The organism is Pseudomonas sp. SDO5271_S396 (genome assembly GCF_054071795.1).
This window is the reverse complement of record NZ_JBSVWB010000061.1, coordinates 21465-35798: the sequence shown is the minus strand read 5'-3', so window position 1 is coordinate 35798 and position 14334 is coordinate 21465. Positions and strand designations below refer to the sequence as shown.

At 61.6% G+C, this 14334-nt stretch carries 12 protein-coding genes; 9 read left to right on the top strand and 3 right to left on the bottom strand.

Annotated elements, in window-relative coordinates; all coding sequences use genetic code 11:
• Positions 1 to 58: 58 nt before the first annotated feature.
• Positions 59 to 1354: a glycine-betaine demethylase subunit GbcA gene (gbcA, locus tag ACW9IN_RS27175; protein ID WP_457368752.1), complete on the bottom strand. Its 1296-nt coding sequence runs from the start codon at positions 1352 to 1354 to the stop codon at positions 59 to 61.
• 284 nt (positions 1355 to 1638) lie between these two features.
• Here gbcA and gbcB point away from each other — a divergent pair, with 284 nt between their 5' ends.
• The gene (gene gbcB / locus ACW9IN_RS27170; RefSeq protein WP_457368751.1) at positions 1639 to 2739 is read left to right on the top strand and encodes a glycine-betaine demethylase subunit GbcB; all 1101 of its coding nucleotides are present in this window, start codon (positions 1639 to 1641) and stop codon (positions 2737 to 2739) included.
• A gap of 129 nt (positions 2740 to 2868) precedes the next feature.
• Here gbcB and ACW9IN_RS27165 read toward each other — a convergent pair whose 3' ends face one another.
• Positions 2869 to 3069: a hypothetical protein gene (locus ACW9IN_RS27165; protein ID WP_457368750.1), complete on the bottom strand. Its 201-nt coding sequence runs from the start codon at positions 3067 to 3069 to the stop codon at positions 2869 to 2871.
• 173 nt (positions 3070 to 3242) lie between these two features.
• The gene (locus tag ACW9IN_RS27160; RefSeq protein ID WP_457368749.1) at positions 3243 to 4283 is read right to left on the bottom strand and encodes a threonine aldolase family protein; all 1041 of its coding nucleotides are present in this window, start codon (positions 4281 to 4283) and stop codon (positions 3243 to 3245) included.
• Positions 4284 to 4373: 90 nt separating this feature from the next.
• Between ACW9IN_RS27160 and ACW9IN_RS27155 the strand changes: the two genes are divergently transcribed.
• The 8 genes from ACW9IN_RS27155 (at position 4374) to fdhA (ending at position 14163) form a co-directional block, all read left to right on the top strand.
• Complete coding sequence (locus tag ACW9IN_RS27155; protein WP_457368748.1) at positions 4374 to 5096, top strand: TraX family protein; 723 nt, start codon at positions 4374 to 4376, stop codon at positions 5094 to 5096.
• Between the two features lie 191 nt (positions 5097 to 5287).
• Positions 5288 to 6541 (top strand): serine hydroxymethyltransferase, encoded by a 1254-nt coding sequence (gene glyA, locus ACW9IN_RS27150; protein WP_457368747.1) that lies wholly within the window; start codon positions 5288 to 5290, stop codon positions 6539 to 6541.
• 22 nt (positions 6542 to 6563) lie between these two features.
• Positions 6564 to 7814 (top strand): sarcosine oxidase subunit beta, encoded by a 1251-nt coding sequence (locus ACW9IN_RS27145; protein WP_010207084.1) that lies wholly within the window; start codon positions 6564 to 6566, stop codon positions 7812 to 7814.
• Between the two features lie 14 nt (positions 7815 to 7828).
• Positions 7829 to 8131 (top strand): sarcosine oxidase subunit delta, encoded by a 303-nt coding sequence (locus ACW9IN_RS27140; RefSeq protein WP_457368746.1) that lies wholly within the window; start codon positions 7829 to 7831, stop codon positions 8129 to 8131.
• Positions 8128 to 11145, top strand: a complete 3018-nt coding sequence (locus ACW9IN_RS27135; RefSeq protein ID WP_457368745.1) for a sarcosine oxidase subunit alpha — start codon at positions 8128 to 8130, stop codon at positions 11143 to 11145. Before ACW9IN_RS27140 ends, ACW9IN_RS27135 begins: the two co-directional genes overlap by 4 nt.
• Before the next feature lie 131 nt (positions 11146 to 11276).
• Entirely contained in the window at positions 11277 to 11909 is a 633-nt protein-coding gene (locus ACW9IN_RS27130; protein ID WP_457368744.1) for a sarcosine oxidase subunit gamma, read from the top strand.
• A gap of 10 nt (positions 11910 to 11919) precedes the next feature.
• Entirely contained in the window at positions 11920 to 12777 is an 858-nt protein-coding gene (gene purU / locus ACW9IN_RS27125; RefSeq protein WP_457368743.1) for a formyltetrahydrofolate deformylase, read from the top strand.
• Positions 12778 to 12963: 186 nt separating this feature from the next.
• Positions 12964 to 14163, top strand: coding sequence for a formaldehyde dehydrogenase, glutathione-independent (gene fdhA / locus ACW9IN_RS27120; RefSeq protein WP_060753358.1), 1200 nt, complete (start codon positions 12964 to 12966; stop codon positions 14161 to 14163).
• Positions 14164 to 14334 lie beyond the last annotated feature (171 nt).

Below are 14334 nucleotides of genomic sequence, written 5' to 3'. Positions count from 1 at the left end.
ATTCACCGCCGCTATCGCAGGCAAGCCAGCTCCCACAGTTTGATCCGTGGCGTTTCAGTTACTCGTGCACCGCCACACCCTTGAGGTAAGGCGCCGGCGCCGCCCCCAGGTTGCTCAGCATGCGCTCGCTGTACCAGTCCACGAAGTTCACCACGCCGAATTCATAAGTCTTGGAGTAGGGGCCCGGCTGGTAAGCGGTGGAGTTGATACCGCGCTGGTTCTCTTCGGCCAGGCGACGGTCCTGGTCGTTGGTCGCATCCCATACCTGGCGCATGCGCTCCACGTCGTAGTCCACGCCTTCCACGGCGTCCTTGTGCACCAGCCACTTGGTGGTGACCATGGTTTCCTGTGCGCTGATCGGCCACACGGTGAACACAATGATGTGATCGCCCATGCAGTGGTTCCAGGAGTGCGGCAGGTGCAGGATGCGCATGGAGCCCAGGTCCGGGTTCTTGATGCGACCCATCAGCTTGGCGCAGCCCTGCTTGCCGTCCATGGTCATCGACACGGTGCCCTTGAGCAGCGGCATGCGCACGATACGGTTGCGCAGGCCGAAGCTGGCGTGGGCGTACGGGATTTTCTCGGCATCCCAGGCGGCGGCGGAGGCGGCCACGTGGTCCTTGAACGCCTGGTCGGCGCGCGGGTCAGTCACGTCGTCCCATTCCAGCAGGGTTTTGAGCAGTTCCGGGTGCGACGCGTTGCAGTGGTAGCACTCGCGGTTGTTTTCCAGCACCAGCTTCCAGTTGGCCTTTTCCATCAAGGTGGTGGTAATCGCCACCTTGGTGTTTTCCATGTCGTAGGGTTCCATGTAGTGGTTCAGTGTCGACAGGAAGTCATCGATGGCCGGCGGGTTCTCGGCCAGGCTGATGAAGATGTAGCCACCGGCGGTCTTCACGTTCACCGGCTTCAGACCGTACTGCTTCATGTCGAAATCGGCGCCCATTTCGGTGCCGGCGAACAGCAGGCGGCCGTCCAGCTCGTAGGTCCACTGGTGGTAGTGGCAGACCAGTTTGGCGACCTTGCCCTTGTCGCTGGTGCACAAGCGCGAACCCCGGTGACGGCACACGTTATGGAACGCATGCACTACGCCTTCGGCGCCACGGATCACGATGATCGGGTTCTTGCCCACTTGCAGGGTGAGGTAGTTGCCCTTGGCGGGGATCTCGCAGGTCATGCCGGCGATCAACCACTCTTTCTGAAAGATTTCCTGCATGTCGATATCGAACAGCCGGTCATCGGAGTAAAACGGCTGGGGCAGCGAGAAAGTGCGCTCGCGCTCCTGCAGCATTTGCGCGGTGGCCTTGCGTGCGGGTTCCAGCGGATCGCCCAAGCTCAGGGTTGCGGTGACGTCCATCGTGTGTGTCCTCATGGCCATTCGGTGTGGCCGGCGAATAGTGGCTACGGTTGGTGCTTTGCAAGGCGTAAAGAAAGCGTCGTTGTTGGGAGCGAGTGTGGGGCCGGCGATACGCGGAACCTTATCCATGAGCGACATGGCCCACTCTGTTCCCGACGCGCAACCCTAGGTCGTTGGGGGCTGGTCGCGATAAGTATGTGAATGTCGCAGATAGGTAAATGGGCGCATTCGGCGTTACGCAGAATCGCCAGCATCAGGCCGACCTACGGCTACGGAGAATAAGCATGTCCAACAATTTCCTGAACCCGGTAACCACCCAGACCTGGGCCAATGGTCGACACATCGTCCGTTGCGTCAAAGTCATCCAGGAAACCTGGGACGTGCGCACGTTCTGCTTCATGGCCGACCAGCCGATCCTGTTCTTTTTCAAGCCCGGGCAATTCGTCACCCTGGAGCTGGAAATCGAGGGCCAGCCGATCATGCGCTCGTACACCATTTCCAGTTCACCGTCGGTGCCCTACAGCTTCTCGGTGACGATCAAGCGCGTGCCGGGCGGCAAGGTCTCCAACTGGCTGCACGACACCCTGCATGAAGGCCAGGAACTGGCGGTGCACGGGCCGGTGGGGTTGTTCAATGCCATCGACTTTCCAAGCCCTAAAGTGCTGTACCTCAGCGGCGGTGTCGGCATCACACCGGTGATGTCCATGGCGCGCTGGTTCTACGACACCAACGCCAACGTCGACATGACGTTCATCCACAGCGCCCGCTCGCCGAAAGACATCATTTACCACCGCGAGCTGGAACACATGGCGTCGCGGATCGACAACTTCAGCCTGCACCTGATCTGTGAAAAACACGGCCTGGGCGAACCCTGGGCCGGTTATCGCGGCTACCTGAACCACAAGATGCTCGAACTGATGGTGCCGGACTTCCTGGAGCGCGAAGTGTTCTGCTGCGGCCCTACGCCGTACATGAATGCGGTGAAGCGCCTGCTGGAAGCCGCCGGTTTCGACATGGCGCGTTACCACGAGGAGTCCTTCGGTGCCACGCCACCGGAAGCCCGTGCCGATGCGGTGGAACAAGCCGAGCAGGCGGCCGAAGCGCCGGAAGTCGACCTGGCGGACCTGCATCAAGTGGAATTCGTCGCATCGGGCAAAAGCATTCGCGTGGCCCCGGGCGAAACCGTGCACGCTGCGGCGGCCAAGCTGGGTTTGCTCATCCCGAAAGCCTGCGGCATGGGGATTTGCGGGACCTGCAAAGTGATGAAGCTCGGCGGCGACGTGGAGATGGACCACAACGGCGGGATCACCGAGGAAGACGAAGCCGAAGGCTACATCCTCTCGTGCTGCAGCGTGCCGAAGGGCGACGTGCGCATCGAGTTCTGACAGCGAGCGCAGCTCAATGCGGGAGCTGGCTTGTGTGGGAGCGGGCTTGCTCGCGAAAGCGGTGTGTCAGTCGCTTATCTGGTGACTGACACTTGATATTCGCGAGCAAGCCTGCTCCCACATTAGGCGTTACTGGGCGTAGATGTGGACGACGAAGTGTTCGCCCGAGGCTGTCAGTTCATACACTTTGTCGTAGATCCGCAATGTCCTTGAGGGGTCGCGGATGGTGTCGCCGACCTTGGCGAATTTCCTGAATTCATTCCAGTCGATGACGGTGGTGGTGGCGGTGTTTTCGTCGTTCAGGTTGTCGCTGTGGATTTGATATTCCATGGTATAGCCCTCTGCTGGATTTCCGTTTCCGGCCGATTGTTCGGCAGGTAGCCAAACCCGAAGGGTGGCCGCTGCAGCGGCCTTTTCCCTTCAGGTTTCAAGAGGCTAGACAATGAAAATCCAGCGCGCAGCTGTCAGAAATATCAAATAACAGACTCGGCCATGCGCCAGTATCAGGCGCTCATCACTTGCCGAATATCTGCGGCCAATTCTCTTACGCGCTCTTCCTCGGTATCCCACGCGCACATGAAGCGTGCGCCACCTTTGCCGATGAAGGTGTAGAACCGCCAACCCTTGGCCGTCAGTGCGGCAATTGCGGGTTCCGAGAGTTGCAGGAACACGCCGTTGGCCTGTACCGGGAACATCAGTTCCACGCCCGGGATGTCCGCCACCAGGCTGCTCAACAGTTGCGCGCAGTGGTTGGCGTGGCGCGCGTGTTTGAGCCAGGCGTCGTTTTCCAGCAGGCCTACCCAGGGCGCGGAGAGGAAGCGCATTTTCGAGGCCAATTGGCCGGCCTGCTTGCAGCGGTAGTCGAAGTCTTCGGCCAGCTTGTGGTTGAAGAACAGGATCGCCTCGCCCACGGCCATGCCGTTCTTGGTGCCGCCAAAGCACAGCACGTCCACTCCGGCTTTCCAGGTCAGGTCGGCCGGTGAGCAGCCGAGAAACGCGCAGGCGTTGGAGAAGCGCGCGCCGTCCATGTGCAGGTTCAGCCCCAATTCCTTGCAGGTAACGCTGATGGCGCGGATTTCATCCGGGGTGTACACGCTGCCCACTTCGGTGGCTTGGGTGAGGGTGACCACGCGTGGCTTGGGGTAGTGAATGTCCTGGCGCTTGAGGGCGATCTCGCGGATCGATTCCGGGGTCAGCTTGCCGTTTTCGGTGCGGGCGGTGAGCAGCTTGGAGCCGTTGGAGAAAAACTCCGGTGCGCCGCATTCGTCGGTCTCGACGTGGGCAGTTTCCGAGCAAATCACGCTATGGTAGCTCTGGCACAGCGAGGACAGTGCCAGAGAGTTGGCGGCGGTGCCGTTGAAGGCGAAGAACACTTCGCAGTCGGTTTCGAACAGGTTGCGGAAACCGTCGGCCGCGCGGTGGGTCCATTCATCATCGCCGTAGGCGCGTTGGTGACCCTGGTTGGCTTGCTCCATGGCGGCCCATGCTTCCGGGCAGATGCCGGAATAGTTGTCGCTGGCGAATTGTTGGCTCTTGTCGGTCATGGCCCATTCCTGTGGTCGATGTTGGTGCGCACTTTAACCAAGATTGTCCGGGGCGCGCACGCGTTGTTCATGCAAAGTCAGTGGGGAATTATGCACGGTACGCACACCTTGCCTGTCGGACCTGTCCGAGACGGTGCCCTGGACCTGCTCAAGTGGTTGGCACTGCTGTGCATGGTGCTGGACCACCTGCGTTACGTCGGTTTGAGCCTGGATGGCCTATATGTGCCGGGACGCCTGGCGTTTCCGTGGTTTTGCCTGGCGATTGCGGCCAATCTGCACCGGATGAGCAACGCGCGCGTCAGCGGGCGTTACCTGGGCTGGCTGCTGCTGTTCAGTGTGATCAGCGAAGTGCCCTACCGGCTGTTTATCGACGATGCCGATACGTTGAACGTGTTGCCGACCTTGGCATTGGGCCTGCTGATTGCCCGAGGATGGCAGCAGAACGCGCTGGTTGATCGAGGTTTGGCGTTGATTGCCCTCACTATCGGCGGTGTTTTTTCCACGCACCTGATGTTCGGTTTTTTTGGTGTGTTGTTGCCGTTGGCGATGCTGCTGGTGTTCCGTCGGCCGCGGTACTTCAGTGTGTTGCCGGGCGTGGTCTGCGTCGCAGCCAATCAATGGCAGGTTCTGCTCGACAGCGGCACGTTTGTCGCGTTGATGGGGCTGGCTGCATGCCTGATCGCGCCATTGGCCGGTCTGGTCTTGTTGCGACATGCCAAAAACGTCTCGCCACCGGCCATGCGGCGTTGGGCTTATGCGCTTTATCCACTCCACTTCCTACTGCTGCTACTCGTCCGCCAGATCATCGCCTAGCCCCTGTGGGAGCAGGCAAGCCAGCTCCCACACAGGCCTATTCCCACATTTGTTTCGGTGTTGTTCCTGTCATGTCGTAAACGCACCTTTGCGTGGCGTGCGCAGGCATTTGACCTGTCTGCGCCAGCCCTACCATCGCATCAAAGGGCCCTGTAGGGGCCTCAACAATACGAAAGGCTGGGAGAGACGCGATGTTCAGCAAAAAAGACCAGATCCAGGGATATGACGACGCACTGCTGGCGGCCATGAATGCCGAGGAGCAGCGTCAGGAAGATCATATCGAGCTGATCGCGTCAGAGAACTACACCAGCAAGCGTGTGATGGAAGCCCAGGGCAGCGGCCTTACCAACAAATACGCCGAAGGCTACCCGGGCAAGCGCTACTACGGTGGCTGCGAGCATGTGGACAAAGTCGAGGCCCTGGCCATCGAACGCGCCAAGCAGTTGTTCGGTGCCGATTACGCCAACGTGCAACCTCACTCCGGCTCGTCCGCCAACAGCGCCGTGTACCTGGCCCTGTTGCAGGCTGGCGACACCATCCTGGGCATGAGCCTGGCCCACGGCGGTCACCTGACCCACGGCGCCAAGGTGTCGTCCTCGGGCAAGCTGTACAACGCGGTGCAATACGGCATCAACACCGACACCGGCCTGATCGACTACGACGACGTCGAGCGTCTGGCCGTCGAGCACAAGCCGAAAATGATCGTGGCCGGTTTCTCCGCCTACTCCAAGACCCTGGATTTCCCGCGTTTCCGTCAGATCGCCGACAAAGTCGGTGCGCTGTTGTTCGTGGACATGGCCCACGTCGCCGGCCTGGTTGCCGCCGGCCTGTACCCTAACCCGCTGCCGTATGCGGATGTGGTCACCACCACCACCCACAAGACCCTGCGCGGTCCACGGGGTGGCTTGATCCTGGCCAAGTCCAACGAAGAAATCGAAAAGAAACTCAACGCTGCCGTATTCCCGGGCGCCCAGGGCGGCCCGCTGATGCACGTGATCGCCGGCAAGGCCGTGTGCTTCAAGGAAGCGCTGGAGCCAGGTTTCAAGGCCTATCAACAGCAAGTGATCGACAACGCCCAGGCCATGGCCGGCGTGTTTATCAAACGCGGCTACGATGTAGTGTCCGGCGGCACCGATAACCACCTGTTCCTGGTCAGCCTGATTCGTCAGGGCCTGACCGGCAAGGATGCGGACGCCGCCCTCGGTCGCGCCCACATCACCGTGAACAAGAACGCCGTGCCGAATGACCCGCAGTCGCCGTTCGTGACCTCGGGCCTGCGTATCGGCACGCCGGCGGTGACGACGCGCGGGTTCAAAGTGCCGCAATGCATCGAACTGGCCGGCTGGATCTGCGACATCCTCGACAACCTCGGCGACGCCGACGTCGAGGCCAACGTGGCCAAGCACGTGTCTGCCCTGTGCGCTGATTTCCCGGTTTATCGCTGAGCGCGGTTTTGGAGTAATGACTATGCAACGCTACTCGGGCTTCGGCCTCTTCAAGCACTCACTCAGCCATCACGAAAACTGGCAGAAAATGTGGCGCACGCCGACCCCCAAGAAGGTCTACGACGTCGTCATCGTCGGCGGCGGCGGGCATGGTCTGGCGACCGCCTACTACCTGGCCAAGGAACACGGCATCACCAACGTGGCCGTTGTCGAGAAAGGCTGGCTGGGCGGCGGTAACACCGCGCGCAACACCACCATCGTGCGTTCCAACTACCTGTGGGACGAGTCGGCGCACCTGTACGAACATGCGATGAAACTGTGGGAAGGCCTGTCCCAGGACCTGAACTACAACGTGATGTTTTCCCAGCGTGGCGTGTACAACCTGTGCCACACCCTGCAAGACATCCGTGACTCCGAGCGCCGCGTGAGTGCCAACCGCCTCAACGGCGTGGACGGCGAGCTGCTCAACGCCAAGCAAGTGGCCGACGAGATCCCGTACCTCGACTGCTCGAAAAACACCCGCTATCCGGTGCTCGGCGCCACCGTGCAGCGTCGCGGCGGCGTGGCCCGTCACGATGCCGTGGCCTGGGGCTTTGCCCGCGCGGCGGACGCCCTCGGCGTGGACTTGATCCAACAGACCGAAGTCATCGGCTTCCGCAAGGAAAACGGTGTGTGCATCGGCGTGGAGACCAACAAGGGGTTCATCGGCGCCAAGCGCGTCGGTGTGGTGACCGCCGGTAACTCCGGGCACATGGCTTCGCTGGCCGGTTTCCGCCTGCCGATCGAATCCCACCCGTTGCAAGCACTGGTGTCGGAGCCGATCAAACCGATCATCGACAGCGTGATCATGTCCAACGCCGTGCACGGTTACATCAGCCAGTCCGACAAGGGCGACCTGGTGATCGGCGCCGGTATCGACGGCTACAACGGCTATGGCCAGCGTGGTTCGTACCCGGTGATCGAACACACCATCCAGGCCATCGTCGAGATGTTCCCGGTGCTGTCGCGCGTACGCATGAACCGGCAGTGGGGCGGCATCGTCGACACCACGCCGGATGCTTGCCCGATCATCTCCAAGACCCCGGTGCCGAACATGTTCTTCAACTGCGGTTGGGGCACCGGTGGCTTCAAGGCCACGCCGGGCTCGGGCAACGTATTCGCCGCCAGCCTGGCCAAGGGTGAAATGCATCCATTGGCCGCACCTTTCTCCATCGACCGTTTCCACAACGGTGCACTTATCGACGAACACGGCGCTGCTGCGGTCGCCCACTAACAGGAGAAATCCCCATGTTGCATATCTTCTGTCCTCACTGTGGCGAACTGCGCTCCGAAGAGGAATTCCACGCGGCTGGCCAGGCGCACATCCCGCGCCCGCTGGACCCGAACGCCTGCACCGATGAAGAGTGGGGCGACTACATGTTCTTCCGCGACAACCCTCGCGGCCTGCACCACGAGCTGTGGATCCACGCTGCCGGTTGCCGCCAGTATTTCAACGCTACGCGCGACACCCTGAGCTACGAAATTCTTGAAACCTACAAGATCGGTGAGAAGCCGCAATTCACCGCCAAGGCCTCTGGAGAGAAGGTATGAGCCAGATCAATCGCCTGTCCAACGGTGGCCGGATCGACCGTAACAAAGTCCTGACCTTCAGCTTCAACGGCCAGACCTACAAAGGCTTTGAGGGCGACACCCTGGCCGCAGCCCTGCTGGCCAACGGCGTCGACATCATTGGCCGCAGCTTCAAGTACTCGCGTCCACGCGGCATCTTCGCCGCCGGCGCCGAAGAGCCGAACGCGGTGCTGCAGATCGGCGCCACCGAAGCCACCCAGATTCCCAACGTGCGCGCCACGCAACAAGCGCTGTACCAGGGCCTGGTCGCCACCAGCACCAACGGCTGGCCGAGCGTCAACAATGACGTGATGGGCATCCTGGGCAAGGTGGGCGGCAAGCTGATGCCGCCGGGTTTCTACTACAAAACCTTCATGTACCCGCAATCGTTCTGGATGACCTACGAGAAGTACATCCGCAAGGCGGCTGGCCTGGGCCGTTCGCCGACCGAGAACGACCCGGACACCTACGACAACATGAACCGTCACTGTGACGTGCTGGTCGTCGGCGCAGGCCCTGCGGGCCTGGCTGCCGCGCTGGCCGCTGCACGCAGTGGTGCCCGCGTGATCCTCGCCGATGAGCAGGAAGAATTCGGCGGTTCGCTGCTGGATTCGCGCGAAAGCCTCGATGGCAAGCCGGCTGCCGAATGGGTCGCCAGCGTCATCGCCGAACTCAAGGCCCTGCCGGACGTGGTGCTGCTGCCCCGTGCCACCGTCAACGGCTACCACGACCATAACTTCCTGACCATTCACGAACGCCTCACCGATCACCTCGGTGACCGTGCGCCGATCGGCGTGGTGCGCCAGCGTATCCACCGTGTGCGCGCCAAGCGTGTGGTGCTGGCGACCGGTGCGTGCGAGCGTCCGCTGGTGTATGGCAACAACGATGTGCCGGGCAACATGCTGGCCGGTGCGGTCTCCACTTACGTGCGTCGCTACGGCGTGGCACCGGGCAAGAAACTGGTGCTGTCGACCAACAACGATCACGCTTACCGCGTGGCGCTGGACTGGTTCGATGCAGGCTTGCAGGTGGTCGCCGTGGCCGATGCGCGCCACAACCCGCGCGGCGCTCTGGTTGAAGAAGCACGTGCCAAAGGCATTCGTATCCTCACCGGCAGCGCTGTGATCGAAGCTCGTGGCAGCAAACACGTGACCGGCGCCCGCGTGGCTGCCATTGACGTGAAAGCGCATAAAGTCAGCAGCCCCGGCGAGTGGCTGGACTGCGACCTGGTGGCCAGCTCCGGCGGCTACAGCCCGGTGGTTCACCTGGCCTCGCACCTGGGCGGCAAGCCGACCTGGCGTGAAGATATCCTCGGTTTCGTACCCGGCGAAGCGCCGCAAAAACGCGTCTGTGTGGGCGGCCTCAATGGCGTCTACGGCCTGGGCGATTCCCTGGCGGATGGTTTCGAAGGCGGCGTGCGCGCGGCCAGCGATGCCGGTTTCGCGCCGGTGGAAGGTGTGCTGCCAAAGGCCTTGAGCCGTCTGGAGGAGCCGACCCTGGCGCTGTTCCAGGTGCCGCACGAGAAAAACACCGCGCGGGCGCCGAAGCAATTCGTCGACCTGCAGAACGACGTGACCGCCGCCGCCATTGAGCTGGCGACCCGCGAAGGGTTCGAGTCGGTCGAACACGTCAAGCGCTACACCGCGCTGGGTTTCGGCACCGATCAGGGCAAGCTCGGCAACGTCAACGGCCTGGCCATCGCCGCCCGTTCGTTGAACGTGACCATCCCGCAGATGGGCACCACCATGTTCCGTCCCAACTACACGCCGGTGACGTTCGGCGCGGTGGCGGGCCGTCACTGTGGGCATATCTTCGAGCCGGTGCGCTACACCGCGCTGCAAGCCTGGCACGTGAAGAACGGCGCCGAGTTCGAGGACGTCGGCCAGTGGAAACGCCCGTGGTACTTCCCGCGCAACGGTGAAGACCTGCACGCCGCGGTGAAACGCGAATGCCTGGCCGTGCGCGACAGCGTCGGCCTGCTGGACGCTTCCACCCTGGGCAAGATCGATATCCAGGGCCCGGACGCGCGTGAGTTTCTCAACCGCATCTACACCAACGCCTGGACCAAGCTGGACGTGGGCAAGGCGCGCTACGGCCTGATGTGCAAGGAAGACGGCATGGTCTTCGACGATGGCGTCACCGCCTGTCTCGCCGACAACCACTTCCTGATGACCACCACCACCGGCGGCGCCGCTCGTGTGCTGCAGTGGCTGGAGATCTACCAGCAAACCGAATGGCCAGACCTGAAGGTGTACTTCACTTCGGTCACCGACCACTGGGCCACCATGACCCTGTCCGGGCCGAACAGCCGCAAGCTGCTGAGCGAAGTGACCGATATCGACCTGGACAAGGACGGCTTCCCGTTCATGACCTGGAAGGAAGGTTTGGTCGGCGGTGTACCGGCTCGCGTGTTCCGGATCTCGTTTACCGGTGAGCTGTCGTACGAAGTCAACGTGCAGGCCGACTACGCCATGGGCGTGCTGGAAAAAATCGTCGAGGCGGGCAAGAAATACAACCTGACCCCGTATGGCACCGAAACCATGCACGTGTTGCGGGCCGAGAAGGGCTTCATCATCGTCGGCCAGGACACCGACGGCTCGATGACCCCGGACGATCTGAACATGGGCTGGTGCGTGGGCCGTACCAAGCCGTTCTCGTGGATCGGCTGGCGCGGCATGAACCGTGAAGACTGCGTGCGCGAAGAGCGCAAGCAACTGGTGGGCCTGAAGCCGGTCGATCCGAAAGTGTGGCTGCCGGAAGGCGCGCAGTTGGTGTTCGATCCGAAGCAGACGATCCCGATGAAGATGGTCGGTCACGTGACGTCGAGCTATGCGCACAACTCCCTCGGCTATTCGTTCGCGATGGCGGTGGTGAAGGGCGGCTTGAAGCGCATCGGCGAGCGGGTGTTCTCACCGCAAGCGGATGGCAGCGTGATCGAGGCGGAAATTGTGTCTTCGGTGTTCTTCGACCCGAAAGGCGATCGCCAGAATATCTGACAGACCGAGTCGCCTGCATCGCAGGCAAGCCAGCTCCCACATTTGGAATGCATTCCCCATTCAAGATGTGGGAGGGGGCTTGCCCCCGATGAGGCCGGAACAGACACCACAGCATTCAGAACAGGTGCTTTATGACAGCAGCCAATGTTTACCAACAACGCCCGACCTCCGGCGCCAAGGCCGAGTCGTCGCTGCACCATGCCGACCTCGCCAGCCTGGTCGGCAAGGGCCGCAAGAATGCCGGCGTGACCGTGCGCGAAAAGAAACTCCTCGGCCACCTGACCATTCGTGGCGACGGTCATGACGCGGCCTTCGCCGCCGGTGTGCACAAGGCCCTGGGCATCGAGTTGCCCGGCGCGCTGCAAGTGATCGTGAAGGGCGAAACCAGCCTGCAATGGCTCGGCCCGGATGAGTGGTTGCTGGTCGTGCCGAGCGGTGAGGAATTCGCCGCCGAACAAAACCTGCGCGCTGCCCTGGGTGATTTGCATATCCAGGTCGTCAACGTCAGCGGCGGCCAGCAGATCCTCGAACTCAGCGGCCCGAACGTGCGCGATGTGCTGATGAAGTCCACCAGCTACGACGTCCACCCCAACAATTTCCCGGTGGGCAAAGCGGTGGGTACGGTGTTCGCCAAGTCGCAACTGGTGATCCGTCACACCGCTGAAGACACCTGGGAGCTGGTGATTCGTCGCAGCTTCTCGGACTACTGGTGGTTGTGGTTGCAGGATGCGTCGGCTGAATTCGGCCTGAGCGTTCAAGCCTGAGGAATGACCCATGAGCCGCGCACCCGATACATGGATTTTGACCGCCGACTGCCCCAGCGTGCTCGGCACGGTGGACGCGGTCACCCGCTACTTGTTCGAACAGGGTTGCTACGTGACCGAGCATCACTCGTTCGATGACCGGCTTTCGGGCCGGTTCTTCATCCGCGTGGAGTTCCGCCAGCCCGATGATTTTGACGAACAGGCTTTTCGCGATGGCCTGACCGCGCGCGGCGAAGCCTTTGGCATGATCTTCGAACTGACGGCACCGAACTACCGGCCAAAAGTGGTGATCATGGTTTCAAAGGCCGATCACTGCCTCAACGACCTGCTGTACCGCCAGCGCATCGGCCAACTGTCGATGGACGTGGTGGCGGTGGTGTCCAACCATCCGGATCTCAAGCCGTTGGCCGACTGGCACCAGATTCCCTACTACCATTTCCCCCTCGACCCCAACGACAAACCGTCCCAGGAACGTCAGGTGTGGCAAGTGGTGGAAGACACCGGCGCCGAACTGGTGATCCTTGCGCGCTACATGCAGGTGCTGTCGCCGGAGCTGTGCCGCAAGCTCGATGGCAAGGCCATCAACATTCACCACTCGTTGCTGCCGGGGTTCAAGGGCGCCAAGCCGTATCACCAGGCGTACAACAAAGGGGTGAAGCTGGTCGGCGCCACGGCGCATTACATCAACAACGACCTGGACGAAGGCCCGATCATCGCCCAGGGCGTGGAGGTGGTGGATCACAGCCACTACCCCGAGGACTTGATTGCCAAGGGGCGGGATATTGAAGGGCTGACGTTGGCCCGGGCGGTGGGGTATCACATTGAGCGGCGGGTGTTTCTCAACGCCAATAGAACGGTGGTGCTCTGATGGCCGCCATCGCAGGCAAGCCAGCTCCCACATTTGAATGTGTGAACCCGATCAAATGTGGAAGCTGGCTTGCCTGCGATGAGGCCCTGACAAACAACGCAAAAACAGCATCTGTACCCGAGCACTCAACGCGCTGCCCGCCCAACGGACAACGCAGTTCCATAAAAACAACAGCGAGGTGAAAGCATGTCTGGTAATCGTGGTGTCGTGTATCTCGGCAACGGCAAGGTCGAAGTACAGAAAATCGACTATCCCAAAATGCAGGACCCCCGTGGCAGGAAGATCGAGCACGGCGTCATCCTGCGCGTGGTGTCCACCAACATCTGCGGCTCCGACCAACACATGGTGCGTGGCCGCACCACTGCCCAGACCGGCCTGGTACTCGGTCACGAGATCACCGGTGAGGTGATCGAGAAGGGCAATGACGTCGAAAACCTGAAGATCGGTGACCTGGTTTCCGTACCGTTCAACGTCGCGTGCGGTCGTTGCCGCTCGTGCAAAGAGCAACACACCGGCGTGTGCCTGACCGTCAACCCGGCCCGTGCCGGTGGCGCCTACGGCTATGTCGACATGGGCGACTGGACCGGCGGCCAGGCCGAATACGTGCTGGTGCCGTATGCCGACTTCAACCTGCTCAAACTGCCGGACCGCGACAAGGCCATGGAGAAAATCCGTGACCTGACTTGCCTCTCCGACATCCTGCCCACCGGCTACCACGGCGCCGTCACCGCCGGCGTCGGCCCGGGCAGCACCGTGTACATCGCCGGTGCCGGTCCGGTTGGTCTGGCGGCTGCCGCGTCGGCCCGTCTGCTGGGCGCTGCCGTGGTGATCATCGGTGACGTCAACCCGATCCGCCTGGCCCACGCCAAGGCCCAGGGTTTCGAGATTGCCGACCTGTCCAAGGACACTCCGCTGCACGAGCAGATCGCCGCGCTGCTGGGCGAGCCTGAAGTGGACTGCGCCGTCGATGCCGTAGGCTTCGAAGCCCGTGGCCACGGCCATGAAGGTGTGAAAGCCGAAGCGCCGGCTACCGTGCTCAACTCGCTGATGGGCGTGGTGCGCGTGGCAGGCAAGATCGGTATTCCGGGCCTGTACGTGACCGAAGATCCGGGTGCTGTGGACGCCGCCGCCAAAATGGGTAGCCTGAGCATTCGCTTTGGCCTCGGCTGGGCGAAATCCCACAGCTTCCACACCGGCCAGACCCCGGTGATGAAGTACAACCGCCAATTGATGCAGGCGATCATGTGGGATCGCATCAACATTGCTGAAATCGTGGGTGTGCAAGTGATCAGCCTGGATGATGCACCGCGCGGTTACGGCGAGTTCGATGCGGGCGTGCCGAAGAAGTTTGTGATCGATCCGCATAAGTTGTTCAGTGCGGCTTAGAGGCCGGGCGGAAAAAGGGCGACTTTGGTCGCCCTTTTTTACAGTGGTCATCGTTTCTATTGGGTTCTTGTTGTCGTTGCTTGATTAATTGGTTCTGCTCACGGTGTTGTGTGGCGGTAATTACCAACTCTGCATCACGTCCGACTTCAATCCCGTGGCGCGCGACGATTA

Excerpts from the sequence above, each read along its gene's own strand:
- gbcA (WP_457368752.1), bottom strand. The coding sequence starts at position 1,354 with ATGGACGTCACCGCAACCCTGAGCTTGGGCGATCCGCTGGAACCCGCA.
- gbcB (WP_457368751.1), top strand. The coding sequence starts at position 1,639 with ATGTCCAACAATTTCCTGAACCCGGTAACCACCCAGACCTGGGCCAAT.
- ACW9IN_RS27165 (WP_457368750.1), bottom strand. The coding sequence starts at position 3,069 with ATGGAATATCAAATCCACAGCGACAACCTGAACGACGAAAACACCGCC.
- ACW9IN_RS27160 (WP_457368749.1), bottom strand. The coding sequence starts at position 4,283 with ATGACCGACAAGAGCCAACAATTCGCCAGCGACAACTATTCCGGCATC.
- ACW9IN_RS27155 (WP_457368748.1), top strand. The coding sequence starts at position 4,374 with ATGCACGGTACGCACACCTTGCCTGTCGGACCTGTCCGAGACGGTGCC.
- glyA (WP_457368747.1), top strand. The coding sequence starts at position 5,288 with ATGTTCAGCAAAAAAGACCAGATCCAGGGATATGACGACGCACTGCTG.
- ACW9IN_RS27145 (WP_010207084.1), top strand. The coding sequence starts at position 6,564 with ATGCAACGCTACTCGGGCTTCGGCCTCTTCAAGCACTCACTCAGCCAT.
- ACW9IN_RS27140 (WP_457368746.1), top strand. The coding sequence starts at position 7,829 with ATGTTGCATATCTTCTGTCCTCACTGTGGCGAACTGCGCTCCGAAGAG.
- ACW9IN_RS27135 (WP_457368745.1), top strand. The coding sequence starts at position 8,128 with ATGAGCCAGATCAATCGCCTGTCCAACGGTGGCCGGATCGACCGTAAC.
- ACW9IN_RS27130 (WP_457368744.1), top strand. The coding sequence starts at position 11,277 with ATGACAGCAGCCAATGTTTACCAACAACGCCCGACCTCCGGCGCCAAG.
- purU (WP_457368743.1), top strand. The coding sequence starts at position 11,920 with ATGAGCCGCGCACCCGATACATGGATTTTGACCGCCGACTGCCCCAGC.
- fdhA (WP_060753358.1), top strand. The coding sequence starts at position 12,964 with ATGTCTGGTAATCGTGGTGTCGTGTATCTCGGCAACGGCAAGGTCGAA.